This window comes from Nocardia sp. NPDC001965 (assembly GCF_053594175.1).
Genome location: NZ_JBSFDZ010000043.1, coordinates 20,638 through 37,222, shown reverse-complemented (window position 1 = coordinate 37,222; position 16,585 = coordinate 20,638). Strand labels below are relative to the sequence as shown.

The following is a 16,585-nucleotide window of genomic DNA, read 5'->3' as shown; positions in this document are numbered from 1 at the left end:
CCTTACCCACGCGTTCAGGGCCCGACCCCGGGCGGTGGGGGCCATGGGGTTGCGAGGCCTGAACGGCGAGACGGGCCTCGACCCTTCGAGGTGTCTCGTAGAACTCGACTCGGGTGGTTGCGGTGGCATTCGAGGTTCGGTCGATTGTGGACCTGCACGGATTACTGGCCTGGGTGGTGGTTGTACGTGGGGGCCTTCTACGGGAGGTCTACCCGCCCGGGTTCTGGACTGACGGAGTGGTGGAGCGCAGCGGCTGAGCGGAGGAGGGAAGAACCGGGGTCGACAGTGGCTGCCCGCGGCGCCGGCGGGCACTAAGTATGCATTGTTATATCGGTCCGATATAGTGGGTAACTGCATCCATTGGTTAGGTCTGTACGGAAGTCAGGGGGTGAAGCCCGTTGCTCGAACTGGCAATCCTCGGGCTGCTCCTGGAATCGCCCATGCACGGCTACGAGCTGAAGAAGCGGCTCACCGGTCTGCTCGGGGCGTTTCGGGCTTTTTCCTACGGATCGCTGTATCCGACGCTGAAACGTATGCGGGCGGATGGGCTGATCGCGGAGGAAGTACCCGAGGGACTGTCGACGACCCGCCGCGCCCGGCGGGTCTACCAGCTGACCCCTGCCGGTCGGGAGCGTTTCAACGACCTCCTGGCCGACACCGGTCCGCAGAACTACACCGATGACGGCTTCGGCGTCCACCTCGCCTTCTTCAGCCGTACCCCCGCGGAAGCACGGGTGCGGATTCTGGAGGGCAGGCGGCGTCAGGTCGAGGAGCGCCGAGAGGGGTTACGGGAAGCGGTCAAGAAGGCGAGTGGCTCGCTGGATCGCTACACCCGTCAGCTCCATCAGCTCGGACTCGAATCAAGCGAGCGCGAAGTGCGCTGGCTCAACGAGTTGATTGCGGCGGAGCAATCGACGAAGGCGGCACCACAGAAAGAGGGAAATACCGGCCATGAGTAGTGGAGACACCAACAAGTCCAGTGTTCGCGTCGCCATCGTGGGTGTGGGCAACTGCGCCTCTTCGCTCGTCCAGGGCGTCCAGTACTACCGGGATGCCGACGATTCCACGACGGTGCCCGGGCTTATGCACGTGCGGTTCGGCGAATACCACGTCCGGGACGTGCAGTTCGTGGCCGCCTTCGACGTGGACGCCAAGAAGGTCGGTTTCGACCTGTCCGAGGCGATCTTCGCCAGCGAGAACAACACCATCAAGATCTCCGACGTACCGCCGCTCGGCGTTACCGTCCAGCGCGGCCCCACTCTCGACGGCATCGGTAAGTACTACGCCGAAACCATCGAACTGGCCGAATCCGATCCGGTCGACGTCGTCAAGGTGCTGAAGGATGCCGAGGTCGACGTCCTCGTGTCCTACCTGCCGGTCGGCTCCGAAGAAGCCGACAAGTTCTACGCGCAGTGCGCGATCGACGCCGGTGTGGCGTTCGTCAACGCCCTGCCGGTCTTCATCGCCTCGGATCCGGAATGGGCCGAGAAGTTCCGCGCCGCGGGCGTCCCGATCGTCGGCGACGACATCAAGAGCCAGGTCGGTGCCACCATCACCCACCGGGTGATGGCGAAACTGTTCGAGGACCGCGGTGTCCAGCTCGACCGCACCATGCAGCTGAATGTCGGCGGCAACATGGACTTCAAGAACATGCTCGAGCGGGAGCGGCTGGAGTCGAAGAAGATCTCCAAGACCCAGGCGGTCACCAGCAACCTGCAGAAGGAGATGGGCGCCAACGATGTACACATCGGCCCCTCCGACCACGTCGGCTGGCTCGACGACCGCAAATGGGCCTATGTTCGCCTCGAAGGTCGCGCCTTCGGTGATGTGCCGCTGAACCTGGAATACAAGCTCGAGGTGTGGGACTCCCCGAACTCGGCCGGCATCATCATCGACGCGGTGCGCGCGGCGAAGATCGCCAAGGACCGCGGCATCGGCGGACCCGTCATCCCGGCGTCGGCGTACCTGATGAAGTCCCCGCCGCAGCAGCTGCCCGACGATATCGCCCGGACCCAGCTGGAGGCATTCATCATCGACGCCTGAGTGCCGGTGCGCCTGAGGGGCAGGCCGACCGGACTTTCCCCTCCGGACGGCCTGCTCGAGTAGGTGGCGGTGGGCCGGCGCCGAAGGCCGCTGTCGGCACACTCCGGCGACTCACCTTTTGAGGCAACGGGTGAGTTCGCTGGTGGAGCTCTGCGTCCATCCGCGCGTGTTCGGAGGACGGAGCGCAGCATGATCGGTGCGACATTGCGATATGCGCGCGATGTTCTACGGCTCGAGCTCCAGCGCACGGCGTTGGCTCGGGTGGAGATGACCGCTGGTCTCGCCGGTGAATTGAGGGAGGCGGCCCGCGCGTTCCACCACGGTGATCGTGAAGCATACGACCGCGTGAAATCGCTGACCGGCACGACATTCGAGGGCAAGCGGATCAGGTTCCGGCCTTCGGACGTGTGGTGCCGGCCGCTGAACGATGCCAACGGCGACCTCAGAGGAGCCACCTACGAACACGGAGGGGACAGATTCGGATACAGCGATCTGGTCAGGTGGGTGGAACAGGAGACGAGACAGGCTGATACGGAGGTGGTCCCCAAAGCGAACGGGCAGTACCTCCCACCGGAAGACGCCCCGTGGGCCGATGCCGTCCGCCTATCGGGTCGACCACCCAGATACATCTTCATCCATGGGGGAGCGATCCGCGGAGGAGACACCGGCGACCACTTCTTGATCAGTGTCAACCGCGGAGCCGACAGCAACCACGAATCCGATACCCGCAACGGATCGGACCCCGATTGGCTCTCGGTGTACTTGAACGGACCCGAAGGCGGGGAACTGCTCGAGGCGCATGAGACCTCCGCCCGTCTCTTCGGTCTGAACCCGGCCGATGAACAGGTACTCGTAGCATGCCGAACCGGTAAATCCGCCACCTCCGCGGCACCGGGGGCAGCCGAGTACCTCCACTCGAGGGGTGTGGTGACCGGTAATATCTACGCCCCCACCGATGTGGCGAACACGCCGATTCCCGAGCGCGCAGGGATGCCGACCGAGTTGTATGTGAAGCGCGAAAGCCCCGATCGTAAGTTGTTCGAGACCTACTCGGCACCAGAACCCCAGTCGGCGCGACCTGAGGATTCGTGACAACGAACAGGAACGGGACACAGCCGATGGATTCATCCGCAGCAGTTCGTCAGGGCGACTGGCTCGTGCTCCTCGACCCGGCCTGGACCTCGCAAGCTCATCCCGGAGACCCTCCGCCGGAGGCCCTGGTCGGCGGCTGGAGGCTCGAAAAAGGCGGACAAACAGGGCCTTTCGAGCCGAACCCGAGTTACCTGCCGCTGTCTGCGCGCAGCCCCAGCGATCCCATCGACGCTCTGCTGCGCCTGGTCGACATGGGTGAGGACCGCACCGACCGGATCGTGCCGACACTTCTGCGCACTGTCGTCGAGATCGCCTACGACGAGCGGAACCGGCCCCGGATCGCACTCGCCCCGGACGATATTCGATGCGTTGTCGTCGTCACCGCCGAGATTCAGAAACAACGACTGGGCGCAGGAAATTGGGTACGCATGCTCGGCTCCCAGCTCTACCAGGCGCTGCCCCCGGGCACGGATCTATTGTTCAACCCCGGCAGCGATCATTCGTTCCGTCTCACCGCCGACGCGGTTCGTCCGGCCGATCAGGTGTGGCGCGACGCCGCCTCGCCGTACGCGGCGCCGGAAACACACCCTCCTCAGTCCAGCGAGACGTAGACCTCTACCGAAGTGGGGCCGATGTAGCGCTCCAATTCGGCGGTGTGCGAACGGGTTATGGTGCCCGCCTTCTCCGCTTCCCGGACCCGTGCCCACGCCGTGCGGAGCAGGTCGTACGGCTTCTCGGTGACCACGAACTTCGCGTAGCGGCCGGTCGGGACGCGGGTCAGTACGTCGCCGGGATCCAGGTCGTCCATGGCCTTGATCTCGTAACCGAGTACCGCCACCGCGTGATCGCCCTGACCTATGTAGGCGGCCGCCCGGGGGACGTTCTTCTCGCGGCTGAGGTAGCGGTCCCAGGTGAAGTTCACCAGGTCGAGATCGCGGGCGGTCACTTCACGGCCGGCCAGCGGAATGGTGAGTCCGGCCACCAGGCTTTCGTCGAGTTCGACAATTTCGAAATCCACAGCTCTTCCTACCTGCTCACCGAATCGTCTTCTGCCAGAGCGACGAACACTTCCACGGTGTGTTCGTCCGGGTAACGCTCGTAGTCGCCGGCGTAGGAGCGGATCAACCGTCCGGCGGCTTCGGCGTCCCAGATCGCACGCCACAGGGTCACGATCGTTTCACCGAGGTCGTCGCCGCTGAGGGTGAACCGGGCGAAGCGGCCGGCCGGGATGCGGGCGAGGATGTCGCCGGGTTGCAGGTCGTCGAGACCGTGGCAGCGGTAGCCGATGATGTGGGTCAGATAGGAGTTGATCTCCGGGGCGTGATCGACGAACGCGCTGGCGGGGTGACCGGGTAAGGAACGGGTCAGGGTACGTTTCCAGGCTTCTTCGACTCTGGTGCGGCGCGGTCCTTCCACGGCGAGTGCCGGGCTGCGTAGCACCATTCCCGCCACCAGCGTTTCCGGGCGGTCAACGACATTGAATTCCACCGGCGTAGCCCCTATGTCTCGTCATACGTCGTCGCTCCAGCGCATATCCTCCCGCACGCCCGTGCCGGCACGGGCGTCGGCCCGGGCCGGCCGGTCGGATGGGCGACATCTCACTCTGGCCAACGATGCTGCCATGCCGACCGTTCCTTCGGTGGGATCACGACCGGAATCGGTAGATCACGGTACGGGTATGGTCACGCCGGGCAGGATCTCGACGACTCGCGGGGCAGGCGGCGGGGGTGGGGGCGGCGGTGCCGCCGGGGCCGGCGCGGGTCCTTCGGCGGGGGGTGGCGCGGGCCCCTGTGGTTCCGGCGCGTACTCGGGTTCGGGCGCGTACGGCTCGGAGGCGGGCGGGATCACGATGAACGGTTGCTGCGGCGACGGCTGCTGTTGCTGCTGGGTCTCCGGTTGCTGTGAGGGTGGCGGGTTGAGGATGTCGTAGGGGTTGCCTGACGGCTGCTGGGGCGCGGCCGGGACGACCGGGGCGGGATTCGGGGCCGGGGCGCCGATCTGTTCGGCGGGTGTGTCGACCAAGGCGCCGTCCATGGTCTGCTTCCAGATATCGGAGGGCAGTCCGGACCCGTAGATCCGGCCGCCGCCGGCGGTGACGATCGGGAGGTTCAGCTCGGTGCCCACCCAGACCGCGGTGGACAGCGACGGGGTGAAGCCGACCATCCAGGCGTCCTTGTTCTGTCCGGTGTCACCGAGCTGGGTGGTCCCGGTCTTGGCCGAGGAGGGCCGGCCGTTGAGCGCGTGACCGTTGGAATACGACGCGATGGGGAGCATGGCCGCGGCGGCCTGCGCGGCGATGGTCTGCGGTATCCGCTGTTCGGCGGGTGGCGGTTGCGCGCCGGTCCGCTGCTCCGGTTCGCCGCCGCGGTCCAGCAGGACACGGCCGTCACCGCGCACTACGCGCTGCACGAAGTAGGGCTGGTGATAGCGGCCGTTGTCGGCGATGGTGGCGTACGCCGATGCCATGTCGATGGGTCGCACCAGGTAGGTGCCGAGCACGATCGAGGGCATCGGTGCCGAGCCCATCTCGGTGAGAGACTGTCCCGGGACACCGGGGATGTCCTGCGGAATACCGGCCTGATGAGCGGCGTCGGCAATGGCCTGGGGACCGTTGTTCATGGCGAGAGTGAGCCGGTAGAAGCTGGTGTTGAGGGAGCGTTTGTAGGCCTCGCCGAGACTGCACACGCCGCAGGATTCGTTCTCGACATTGCGCACCAGCACACCGTTGACGTCCACGGGGGCGCTGTCGAAGGCCCGGGAGAGCGGGATGCCCTGCTGTAATGCCGCGAGTACCGCGAAGGTCTTGAATGCCGATCCCGTCTGGACCGGTGCCTGCGCGAAGTCGAAACCGATACCGTCGGCACCGCCGTAGTAGGCGCGCACCGCCCCGGATCGCGGGTCGATCGAGGTCACCGCGGTACGCAGTTCCGGCGGCTGTCCGTCCAACCCGCCGGTCGCGGCCGCGATGGCGGCCTGCTGGGCTTTCGCATCGATGGTGGTGGTGATCTGCAGCGCGCCGGTGCTCAGTTCCTGATCGGAGATACCGGCGTCGGACAGTTCGCGCAGCACCTGGGCCCTGATATGGCCTTCCGGGCCGCGGCTGGTGTTCGCGTCCTCGGGGGCCGGTGGCGGGATCGTCGGCGGGAACACGATCGCGTCGCGTTCACCCGGAGCGAGGGCGTTCATCTCGACCATGCCGTTGAGCACGTAGTTCCAGCGCTGCAGCAGCTGCGGGAGCCGGGCCTGTGGATCCAGCCCCGAAGGGGAGCGGATGAGGGCGGCGAGAACGGCGCCCTCGGCCACGGTCAGCTCCTGCACCGGCTTCCCGAAATAGGCCTGGGCGGCGGCGGCGACCCCGTAGGCACCGCGACCGAAATAGATGGTGTTCAGATAGGCGCCGAGAATATCGTCCTTGCTCCACTCCTTCGACATCTTCGAGGAGATGATCAGTTCGTGGGCCTTGCGGCTGACCGTGCGCTCGGAGCCGAGGAAAGCGTTCTTCACGTACTGCTGGGTGATGGTGGAACCGCCACCGGCGTTCGCCCGGCCCAGTACGTTGTCGCGGACCGCGCGCAGCAGACCCGAGGTGGAGAAACCCGGGTTGTCGTAGAAGTTGCGGTCCTCTGCGGACAGCACCGCCTCACGAACGTGTTCGGGCACATCCGACAGTGGCACCGGGGTGCGGTTGCCCTCGGGCGGCACGACCTTCGCCAGCACTGTCGTACCGTCGGAGGCCGTGATGGTCGCGGTCTGGGCGACGGGCACGGTCCCGGCGGCCGGGATCTCGGCACTCCAGTAGACCAGCGCGACCAGCAAGGCGGGAATGGCCACCAGAATGGTGAACAACCAGAGCAGCAGGTGGCGGATGCGCTGGCCGCGGGTCCGGTGTGGACGGATATAGGTCGGTGGCCGGGGATTCGGCCCGGATTCGTCGAGTTGCTTCCAACCGGCTACGGAGGGGTACTGGGGTGGCTGGGGAGTATTGCGGCCACGTCTGGAGCGGGACGAGCTCACGATCATCTCCTCTCGGAGCGCCGGAAAAACTCAGGCGTGCCACCGCCGGTCCCCAGGATACCCAGTGATCAGCTTTTGACGCCGCCCGCGGTGAGCCCGGAAATGATCCGCCGCTGGAAGATGAGCACCAGGATCACCAGCGGTACGGTCACAAGCGTGCCCGCGGCCATGATCGCCGCATACGGTTCCACCAGTGGATTGTTCCCGGAGAACCGGGCGATTGCCACGGTCACCGGTTCCGTTTTGCTACCGGACAGGACACGGGCGAGTAGATACTCGTTGACCGCGGCGATGAACGCCAGGATCGCGGTGGTGAACACCGCGGGCGCGGCCAGCGGCAGCATCACCAACCGGAATGCCTGCACCTTGGTGGCACCGTCGATCCGGGCCGCTTCCTCGAGCTCCCACGGCAGTTCGGCGAAGAACGAGGCCAGGATGTACACGGTCAGCGGCAGCACGAACGAGATGTTCGGCAGGATCAGCGCCTGATACTTCCCGATCCAGCCGATATCGGTGAACAGCTGGAACAGCGGGGTCACCAACACCACGACCGGGAACATCGACGCGCTCAAGATCAGCCCGGACACCAGGTACCGGCCCTTGAAGGTGAGCCGGGCCAGCGCGTAGGCCGCCATGATTCCGATGACCAGCGCGATGGCGGTGCTGGCCGCGCCGATGATCACGCTGTTGAGCAGGGCCCGGCCGAAATCGTTACCTCGGCTGGTATCGAAGGCGTCGCGGAAGTTGTCCAGGGTGACGTGGGTGGGCCAGGGCGTGGGATCGAAGGTGTATGCGGGGTCGCGGAACGCGGTCACCGCCATCCAGTAGAACGGGCCCAAACCCCACAGGAGCACGATCAGGGCCCCCACGTAGATGCGGGCCGAGCCGAGCCTGCGCCGCCACGCCCCCGCCGGTCGGGCGTTCGCCGCCGCCGGCGGGGCGGTCTCGATTTGCTGTGTTGTCACCGCGGCCATCACGCCTTCCGCTGCTCTTCCTGCGTCCGCACCGCGTTCGCACCCAATACCTTCACCAGCAGGAAGGCCGCCGCGAAGATCAACAGGAAGGTGATCGTCGACAGCGCCGCAGCACTGTTGGGTCCCTGCCGCGTCTGTTCGACCACCAGCACCGACAGCGTCCGGGTGGCCGGCAGATTGTCGGTCATGATGGCGGGCAGGTCGTACATGCGCAGCGCGTCCATGGTGCGGAACAGGACCGCGACCAGTAGCGCCGGTTTGAGCAGCGGCATGGTGATCTGCGTGAACCGCTGCCAGGCCGAGGCGCCGTCCACCCGGGCCGCCTCGTAGACGTCGTCGGGGATGATCTGCAGACCGGCCAGCAGCAGCAGCGCCACGAAGGGCGCCGTCTTCCACACATCGGCGGCGATCACCGCGAAACGGGCCGGCCAGGCCTCGGAGGTCCACAGGATCTCGGTACCGAACACGGTGTTGACCACACCGTCGTACTGGAACATGAACTCCCAGAGCCGGGCGGTGACCGCGGTCGGGATCGCCCACGGGATCAGGACCGCCGCCCGCAGCAGAGCCCGGCCCTTGAAGGTTTTGCCCATGACGATCGCCATACCCAGCCCGATCGCCACTTCCAGTGTCACCGTGACGACCGCGAAGAACAGCGTGACGCCGACGGCACCCCAGAACTCGGAGCCCAGATTGCCGGTCGGGCATTCGGTGACGCCGCCGGTGATCACCTGGCACTGGCCGACGAGCCAGTGCAGGTAGTTGTAGAAGGTGCCCTGGCCGCTGTCGACGAACCGGCCGGTGGTCTCGTCCAGCTGATCGTCGTAGGTGAACGACATCCACAACGCCCGCAGTACCGGATAACCGATCACCACGGTGAGCGCTATCAGCACCGGCGCGACGAACAACCACGCCCGGCCCGACAGGCGGACTTCGTCGCGAAGCCTGCTGGCCGTCCCACGATCACTATTCGCGTTCGCGGGCTTTTCTGTACGGACCGACGCCTGCGCGTCCGTTCCGGAAGGATCCGACACCGTTACTCTCTCCTACGGGCTCGCCGGGTCCGGTTGAACCTCTACGATCCGGCCGTCTCGATGCCCTTCTGCATGCCGATGATCGCGTCGTTCACGGACTTGGTTCCGGTCAGGGCAGCATATGCGTTGTCCTGAATGGCTTTGGACACCGCCGGATAGAACGGTGTGACCGGTCGGGGCACCGCGCTGGCGATGGAATCCTTCAAGGCGGGCAGGTACGGCATCTTGGCGATGAGCGCCGGATCGTCGTAGATCGAGGCCCGCACCGACGGCAGTGCGCCGGAGGCGATGATGTGCTGGGCTTCCTCGCTGATCAGGTATTTCAGGAAATCCAGTGCCGTGGCCTTGTTCTTCGAATAGGCGCTGATCGCGGCGTTGTAGCCACCGAGCGTGGAGGCGCCGATCCCGGTGTCGCCGGGCAGTGGGGCGACCCCGAACTTGTCCTTGACCGCCGAGGCCTCCGACGAGGCGTCACCATAGGTGGAGGGCCAGCTGCGCAGGAACATGAGCTTGCCCTGGGTGAAGGCGGCGCCGCTCGTCGGTTCCTGGAAGGTGATGGCCTCGCGGGGGATATCACCGACCCGGAAGGAATCGACCAGCTGCTCGAGGCCGGCCCGCGACTGCGGGCTGTTCACGGTGGGGGTGCGGCCGTCGGTGCCGACGAAGGTTCCGCCGAACGCGTTGATCACCTCGGCGGTGTTGACCGTGAGGCCTTCGTAGGGGGCGAACTGGCCCGCATAGCAGCCGATCTGGTTGTCCCGGGCCAGTGGGCAGCTCGCGCGCATCTCGGCCCAGGTGCGCGGAGCGTCGGGCACCAGGTCCTTGCGGTAGAACAGCAGGCCACCGTTGGTGTTGCGGGGCGCGGCGTAGAGAGTGCCGTTGTAGGTGGCGCTGGCCACCGGCGGCGACAGCAGCGGGGACGTATCGATGGCGAACTGGTCTTCCAGCGGCTGGATCCAGCCCTTGGCCGCGAACTCCGCGGTCCACGGCACGTCGAGGGCGACCACGTCGTAGTCCGTCGATTTCGCGCGCATGTGCTCGACGAGATCGTCGTACTGCGCCGAGGCGTCGTTGGACTGTTCCTTGTAGGTGACCTGCTCGTCCGGATGGGTGGCGTTCCAGTTGTCGATCACCTGTTTGACCGCACCGGTCTCGGTGGTGTCCTTACCTTCGACGTAGGTGATCGGGCCGCGGCCGTCCTGGTTCATGCCGAGCTGTTCATCGGTGTCACTGGTGTTGCAGGCGGTGGCAAAGGTCACGGTCAGCAGCGCGATCGGCCATAGGACGAGCGCGGCACGTAGAGACGGCACCTTCTTGAAAGCCATCGCGGAACTCCAGGGTCGACACGTGAGCGGCAGCACAAGGCAACATACATGGTGTGCACCGTCGGTGTCGGATACTCCTGGATCGAACCGACCGGAGCACCGGCCGCCCGGTCCCGCCCGTGACGGCCCGCGGGATCGGCCGGTTCGGGTGGCGATGCGCATAACTACTGGTGGCGGGGTCGGCGGGGTGCCCCGTGCCCGTGGTTCGGCCGCCGCGACCGTTAGGCTGGTGCCCGATGTCTTCCGCGAACGCAGTATCCGATCGTCTGCTCACCAGGATCGGCGGACTGCTGCGCCAAGCCGAATCCACCGATAACGGACACGAAGCCGAAGCCTTCCTCGCCGCTGCCCAGCGGTTGGCGACCCGGTCTTCGATCGATCTGGCGGTCGCGCGGGCGCACACGCGAGACCGGGAACGGCCCGACGCGCTGATCCAGCGGATGATCCCGATCGGCGAACCGGGTCGCAAGGGGTTGCGCACCTATGTGCAACTGTTCGTGGCCATCGCCGCGGCCAACGATGTGCGCTGCGATGTCGCCCGTACCTCCACCCAGGTCTACGCATACGGGTTCGCCGCCGATATCGCGGTCTGCGAAGCCCTCTACTCGAGCCTGCTGGTGCAGATGGTGCGAGCCTCGGACCGGTACATCAAATCCGGAGAGTACCGTTCGGCGACCATGGAGAAAGTGGTCTCCGAACGCCGTGCCGGGCGGCGGGTGCGCCGGGTGGTCCGGGTTCCGGTTGCGGGAGTGACCGCCCGGCTGAACTTCCAGCTGGCGTTCGCCGAACGGGTCGGGATCCGGCTGGCCGAGGCCAAGCAGGAAGTGGAGCAGGCCGCGACCACCCGCGCCGCCGGTGCCGCCGCACCGCTGACGCCGCAGCGTGCGGCGGATACAGCGCTCGCGCTGCGGGGCAAGGAGATCGAACTGACCGACTTCTACACCCGCACCTCCGAAGCTCGCGGCACCTGGCGCGGACCGCATACCTCCACCGGCTACGCCCCGGCCGCCCGCCGGGCCGGCGACCGGGCCGGGCAGTCGGCCCGGCTCGGACCGGCCCGGGAGCTGGACGGCGCCCGCGGGCAACTCCCGGCCGGATGACGAGCGGAGTCCGGGATACCCAGCGGGCCAGGGTGTACGACGCGGAACAATTGGTGCGTTCGATATTCGACCGGGCCGCGGAATTCGGGCAGCGAACCGTCGAGGTGCACGGGTCCCGGTTGACGCTGCCGGTGGAGCGGAAATTCGCTTCGGTGGATTCGGTGCAGCAGTACTGCGATCGGGTACTCGCGCTGGGCTGGGTCGCGGCCGGGTGGGAGCGGGCCGGGGCACCGATCTGGGTGCGGGAGCGGGCCGGAACGGTCGCCGCCCATTACGAATCCGATACCGCGGTGCTGGCCGTGCCGGTCGCGGCGGAGCGCTCGGGGCGCGGCCGGACGGCGTGGGCTCTGCGGGAACTGGTGGTGTTGCACGAACTGGCCCACCACCTCGAACCGGGACCGGGGCGGGTCGCGGCGCACGGGCCCGAATTCTGCGGTCGTTATGTGGATCTGGCGCAAGGTGTGATCGGGCCGGAAGCGGGGTTGCTGCTGCGGATGACCTTCCACGACTGTGGGGTGCGGGTCGGGTGATCAGGGGGTTGCGACCGTGTCACAACTCCTCGGTCCTGTTCACGGGACTTCGGTACGGACGGAGTCGGTCTTCGAGAGCGGGTCGCCGTGCCGGAACCGCAGGCGCTGTGGCGTTCCCGGGAGGACTCGGCCCTCAGGCCTGCGCTGCCCGTCCGTTCAGTACGCGCTCCGTACGTTCGATCCACCATCGGGTGCGCTCCGGATCCGGGTGGCGGTACTTCTCCAGCAGCGCGGGGTCGGGTTCGGGTGCGGTCCGGGGTACCGGGAGAAAACCGTCCACGGGCCGCAGGGATTCGGCGACCACATCGCCTTGGAACAGGTTCACCGTGCCGAGACCGCAGGCGTGACCGAGTTCGGGGAGCGCGCCCGCCAGGGCCAGTTGCGCGGCGAGCCCGACGCTGGTTTCCAGCGCGGAGGAGATCACGCACGGTAGTCCGGCCGCTTCGGCGACCGCCAGGGCGCGCCGGACACCACCGAGGGGAGTGCATTTGAGTACCGCGATATCCGCGGCTCCGGCCACCGCGACCCGCAGCGGATCCTCGGCGCGACGGATGGATTCGTCGGCGGCGATCGGTACCTCGACACGGCGGCGGACGGCGGCGAGTTCCTCGACGGTGCGGCACGGCTGTTCCACGTATTCCAGTCCGCCTGCCGCCCGGTCGATCTCGCGGATGCTCCGGACTGCGGTCTCGACGTCCCATACGGCATTGGCGTCGACCCGGATCGCCCCGGCGGGGCCCAGTGCCGACCGCACGGCTTCCACCCGGGCCAGGTCTTCCGGTAGTGAGCCGGGGTGATCGGCGATCTTCACTTTCGCCGTTCCGCAGCCCGATCCGGCGACGATGTCGTGCGCGCGTTCGGGAGAAACAGCGGGAACCGTGCAGTTCACCGGGATCCGGTCCCGCACCGGTTCGGGCCAGTCGCCGGCTATCTGTTCGAGGGCGGTATCCAGCCAGTGGGCGGCTTCGCGGTCGTCGTATTCGGCGAACGGGCAGAATTCGCCCCAGCCGCGCGGACCTCGTAGCAGCACCCCTTCGCGCACGGTGATGCCACGGAATTTCGACCGCAGCGGGATCGCGTAGACATGCATCTCGCCGATCCGGGGCAGCTCGCTCACCGGAACCACACTAGGCCAGGCGGGACGGCCGATCCCGGTCGACACCGGCGTGCCCGGCGCGATACCGGCCCGTACCCGGCGGACCGGTATCGCGCCGGTGGGTTCAGAGCCGTTCGAGAACGGTGGCGTTGGCCAGGCCGCCCGCCTCGCACATGGTCTGGAGGCCGTAGCGGGCGCCGCGGTCGTGCATGGCGTGGACGAGGGTGGTCATCAGCCGGGCGCCGGAAGCGCCGAGCGGATGGCCGAGCGCGATCGCGCCGCCGTTGACGTTCACTCGATCCGGGTCGGCGCCGGTGTCGTGTTCCCAGGCCGCGACCACGGAGGCGAACGCCTCGTTGATCTCGACCAGATCGATATCGGCGAGGGTCAATCCGGCCCGGGCCAGGACCTTGCGGGTGGCCGGGACGACCGCGGTGAGCATGAGCAGCGGATCGTCGCCGGCGACCGCGAAACTGTGTAGCCGGGCCAGTGGGCGCAGGCCCAGTTCGCGGGCCCGTTCGCTGGTGGTGATGAGCACCGCGGCGCTCCCGTCGCTGATCTGGCTCGCGGTCGCCGCGGTGATGTTCCAGCCGATCTCCGGGAAGCGTTCGGCCATGGCGGGGTCGTAGTAGGCGGGTTTCAGTGCGGACAGGGTGTCGAGGGTCGATCCGGTGCGGATACCTTCGTCGGCGTCCAGGCCCGCCAGCGGTGCGAGCTCCGCGGCGAACTGCCCGTTCTTCGTGGCCCGCGCGGCTTTCTCGTGGCTGGCGAGGGCGAATTCGTCGAGCCGGGCCCGGGACAGCCCCCATTTCGCCGCGATGAGTTCGGCGCTGATGCCCTGGGGGACCAGGCCGTCGGGGTATCGCCGGGCGAAGCCCGCGCCCGAGATGTCGTCGGCCCCCTGTGCGCTCGCACCCATCGGTACCCGGCTCATGGATTCGACGCCGGTGGCCACCACCACGTCGTAGGCGCCGGCCAGCACGCCCTGCGCGGCGAAGTGGACGGCCTGCTGACTGCTGCCGCATTGGCGGTCGACCGTGGTCGCCGGGACCGATTCGGGGAACCCGGCGGCGAGCGCCGCTCGCCGGGTGATGTTCACACCCTGTTCGCCGACCTGGCTGACGACTCCGCCGATCACATCGTCGATCAGTGCCGGGTCGATACCGGTACGGGTGACGAGAGCTTCGAGGCTGTGGGCCATGAGGTCCACGGGGTGGATGCCGTGGAGTGCGCCACTCGGCTTGCCGCGCCCGATGGGGGTCCGTACCGCATCGACGATGACCGCGTCTCGCATGGGGATTCCTTCCGTCGCCGGGGCGAACCCTGGCTCAAGTTTTCTAAAGCCAGATTAGACGCTGGCATTAGTGCAGGCAAGTCAGCGCCGATATGATGGGCGAATGGCAGCGGTGATGGAAGGCCCCTTGGCCGATCTCGACTCGTGGAAACCCGATCACTGTTCGATCGCGATGGCGCTCGAGGTGGTCGGGACCCGGTCGGCGATCCTGATACTGCGGGAGGCGTACTACGGCACGACCCGGTTCGACGGTTTCGCGTCCCGGGTAGGGATCACCGACGCCGCCGTCGCCGGCCAGTTGCGCAAACTCACGCAGGCCGGATTGTTCACCAGGCAGCCGTATCGGGAAGAGGGGAAACGCACCCGCCACGAATACGTGCTCACCCCGAAAGGGCGCGATCTGCTACCCGTGGTGCTCGCGCTCATGCAATGGGGGAACACCCACCTGCAACCCGGCCCGCCGCCGCTGGACCTGGTGGAAGCGGCCACCGGCGATCCGGTCCGGGTACAGGTGCGCAGTGCGTCCGGGCGTGAGATCGGTGTGGACGATCTCGGGGTCCGGCTCAACGAGCGGTGGCGTGCCGACCGGCGGCGGCGAACATCCGGTGCGGCACGGACCGCCGGCCACCCGTAGGCGACCGAGACTTCTCGTACGGCCGACGGCCATACAGCGCCCGCCGGTACAGGTCCGGCGGGGCGGTGGGCATCAGCTCAGGCGGCGGCCGTCGTCGGGCGCGAAGAAATAGACATGCTCGGGGTCGGTGGCCAGCCGTACCCGGCTGCCCTTCGCGGGCGGATTGCGCCAATCGGTGCGCGCCACGATCGTGTCCGCGCCCTGGGTGTCCTCGGTGGGGCGGCCGTAGATGAAAGCGTCGGAACCCAGTTCCTCCACCACATCCACCTCGATCTCGATACCCGAATCGCCGGTGTCCAGATGCTCGGGGCGGATCCCCACGGTCACCGAGGTGCCCGCGGCGTCGGCCACCGACCGGGGCAGCGGCAGCGCGAATCCACCGATCCGCACGGCGCCGTCGATGATCGGCAGCGTGAACAGGTTCATGGCAGGCGAGCCCATGAACCCGGCGACGAACACATTCGCCGGGTCGCGGTAGAGATCGCGCGGGGCGGCGCACTGCTGGAGCAGACCGTCGCGCATCACCGCGACCCGGTCGCCCATGGTCATGGCCTCCACCTGGTCGTGGGTGACGTACACCGTCGTCGTGGCCAGCCGGCGCTGCAACTGGGCGATCTGCGTGCGGGTCTGCACCCGCAGTTTGGCGTCCAGGTTGGACAGCGGTTCGTCCATCAGGAACACCTGCGGGTCGCGCACGATGGCCCGGCCCATCGCCACCCGCTGGCGCTGACCACCGGAGAGCGCCTTGGGCAGACGATCCAGCAGCGGTTCGAGATCGAGCAGGCGGGCCGCCTCGCGCACCCGGCGCTGGGACTCGTCCTTGCCCACCTTGGCCAGTTTGAGCGCGAAACCCATGTTCTCGGCGACCGTCATATGCGGGTAGAGCGCATAGTTCTGGAAGACCATCGCGATATCGCGGTTCTTGGGATCGGAGTGCGTGACATCGCGGTCACCGATCAGAATGCGACCGTCCGATACTTCCTCGAGCCCGGCGAGCATCCGCAGCGAAGTAGACTTCCCGCATCCCGAGGGACCCACCAGCACCAGGAACTCGCCGTCGGCGATTTCGAGCTGCAACTGGTCGACTGCGGGCGTCTTGGCTCCCGGGTACTGCCGGGTGGCGTGATCGAAGGTCACCGTGGCCACGGCTTGTTCACTTCCCTTCACCGGTCGGAACACGCGAAGTGGAGCGAATTCGCAACATGTGCGTGGTCATGGCGTCAGAGGCTACCGCTGGTGTTCTCGGGCTCCGCATGGTCTGTACGTTTTCGGTGCGTATCGTGCCAGCGAACGCATCCACTGTCCACCCCCGTCGGCGCCCTGCGCGCCCCGCGGGGCCCGGTAGGTGTGGGTCGCGCGGATCGTGGGCGACTCCCGGTGGCCGGGCCGCCGGGAAGCGAGGACGGTCGCCGGGCGGGCCGGTGCTGTGGCGGGCGCCCGGCCCGGCTG

The 16,585-nt window shown here is 67.3% G+C and carries 16 protein-coding genes; 7 read left to right on the top strand and 9 right to left on the bottom strand.

The features are described 5' to 3' along the window. Positions 1-398 precede the first annotated feature (398 nt). The 4 genes from ACWCPQ_RS31200 to ACWCPQ_RS31185 all read left to right on the top strand — a co-directional run bounded on the left by ACWCPQ_RS31200 (position 399) and on the right by ACWCPQ_RS31185 (position 3,746). Positions 399-959, top strand: coding sequence for a PadR family transcriptional regulator (locus ACWCPQ_RS31200; RefSeq protein ID WP_449905564.1), 561 nt, complete (start codon positions 399-401; stop codon positions 957-959). Continuing rightward, the gene (locus tag ACWCPQ_RS31195) at positions 952-2,043 is read left to right on the top strand and encodes an inositol-3-phosphate synthase (RefSeq protein ID WP_449905562.1); all 1,092 of its coding nucleotides are present in this window, start codon (positions 952-954) and stop codon (positions 2,041-2,043) included. Before ACWCPQ_RS31200 ends, ACWCPQ_RS31195 begins: the two co-directional genes overlap by 8 nt. A gap of 189 nt (positions 2,044-2,232) precedes the next feature. Further along, on the top strand, positions 2,233-3,135 hold the full coding sequence (locus ACWCPQ_RS31190; protein WP_449905560.1) for a hypothetical protein: 903 nt from the start codon (positions 2,233-2,235) through the stop codon (positions 3,133-3,135). Positions 3,136-3,161: 26 nt separating this feature from the next. Then, positions 3,162-3,746 (top strand): type VII secretion system-associated protein, encoded by a 585-nt coding sequence (locus ACWCPQ_RS31185; protein ID WP_449905558.1) that lies wholly within the window; start codon positions 3,162-3,164, stop codon positions 3,744-3,746. Here the strand turns inward: ACWCPQ_RS31185 and ACWCPQ_RS31180 are convergent. From ACWCPQ_RS31180 to ACWCPQ_RS31155, 6 genes are all read right to left on the bottom strand, one after another. Continuing rightward, complete coding sequence (locus tag ACWCPQ_RS31180) at positions 3,728-4,153, bottom strand: GyrI-like domain-containing protein (RefSeq protein ID WP_449905556.1); 426 nt, start codon at positions 4,151-4,153, stop codon at positions 3,728-3,730. The two genes, ACWCPQ_RS31185 and ACWCPQ_RS31180, sit on opposite strands and share 19 nt — an antisense overlap. Positions 4,154-4,161: 8 nt before the next feature. Next, positions 4,162-4,623, bottom strand: coding sequence for a GyrI-like domain-containing protein (locus tag ACWCPQ_RS31175; RefSeq protein WP_449905554.1), 462 nt, complete (start codon positions 4,621-4,623; stop codon positions 4,162-4,164). Between the two features lie 177 nt (positions 4,624-4,800). Further along, positions 4,801-7,155, bottom strand: coding sequence for a transglycosylase domain-containing protein (locus tag ACWCPQ_RS31170; protein ID WP_449905552.1), 2,355 nt, complete (start codon positions 7,153-7,155; stop codon positions 4,801-4,803). A 62-nt stretch (positions 7,156-7,217) separates the two neighbouring features. Further along, positions 7,218-8,123, bottom strand: coding sequence for a carbohydrate ABC transporter permease (locus ACWCPQ_RS31165; protein WP_449905550.1), 906 nt, complete (start codon positions 8,121-8,123; stop codon positions 7,218-7,220). Next, on the bottom strand, positions 8,123-9,157 hold the full coding sequence (locus tag ACWCPQ_RS31160; protein ID WP_449905548.1) for a carbohydrate ABC transporter permease: 1,035 nt from the start codon (positions 9,155-9,157) through the stop codon (positions 8,123-8,125). Before ACWCPQ_RS31160 ends, ACWCPQ_RS31165 begins: the two co-directional genes overlap by 1 nt. 41 nt (positions 9,158-9,198) lie before the next feature. Then, a complete protein-coding gene (locus ACWCPQ_RS31155) occupies positions 9,199-10,482 on the bottom strand; it encodes an ABC transporter substrate-binding protein (RefSeq protein ID WP_449905546.1) in 1,284 nt (427 codons plus the stop codon). A 236-nt stretch (positions 10,483-10,718) separates the two neighbouring features. Between ACWCPQ_RS31155 and ACWCPQ_RS31150 the strand changes: the two genes are divergently transcribed. Continuing rightward, positions 10,719-11,582, top strand: a complete 864-nt coding sequence (locus tag ACWCPQ_RS31150) for a DUF2786 domain-containing protein (protein WP_449905544.1) — start codon at positions 10,719-10,721, stop codon at positions 11,580-11,582. Further along, positions 11,579-12,112 (top strand): TIGR04338 family metallohydrolase, encoded by a 534-nt coding sequence (locus tag ACWCPQ_RS31145; RefSeq protein ID WP_449905542.1) that lies wholly within the window; start codon positions 11,579-11,581, stop codon positions 12,110-12,112. Before ACWCPQ_RS31150 ends, ACWCPQ_RS31145 begins: the two co-directional genes overlap by 4 nt. Positions 12,113-12,245: 133 nt before the next feature. On the opposite strand, the gene ACWCPQ_RS31140 is transcribed toward ACWCPQ_RS31145, so the two are convergent. Both ACWCPQ_RS31140 and ACWCPQ_RS31135 read right to left on the bottom strand, forming a co-directional pair. Further along, entirely contained in the window at positions 12,246-13,202 is a 957-nt protein-coding gene (locus tag ACWCPQ_RS31140; protein WP_449905568.1) for an o-succinylbenzoate synthase, read from the bottom strand. A 130-nt stretch (positions 13,203-13,332) separates the two neighbouring features. After that, a complete protein-coding gene (locus ACWCPQ_RS31135) occupies positions 13,333-14,502 on the bottom strand; it encodes a thiolase family protein (protein ID WP_449905540.1) in 1,170 nt (389 codons plus the stop codon). Between the two features lie 103 nt (positions 14,503-14,605). Between ACWCPQ_RS31135 and ACWCPQ_RS31130 the strand changes: the two genes are divergently transcribed. Further along, on the top strand, positions 14,606-15,136 hold the full coding sequence (locus ACWCPQ_RS31130; protein ID WP_449905538.1) for a winged helix-turn-helix transcriptional regulator: 531 nt from the start codon (positions 14,606-14,608) through the stop codon (positions 15,134-15,136). Positions 15,137-15,208: 72 nt separating this feature from the next. Here the strand turns inward: ACWCPQ_RS31130 and ACWCPQ_RS31125 are convergent, their stop codons facing one another. Then, positions 15,209-16,282, bottom strand: a complete 1,074-nt coding sequence (locus ACWCPQ_RS31125) for an ABC transporter ATP-binding protein (RefSeq protein WP_449905536.1) — start codon at positions 16,280-16,282, stop codon at positions 15,209-15,211. Positions 16,283-16,585 lie beyond the last annotated feature (303 nt).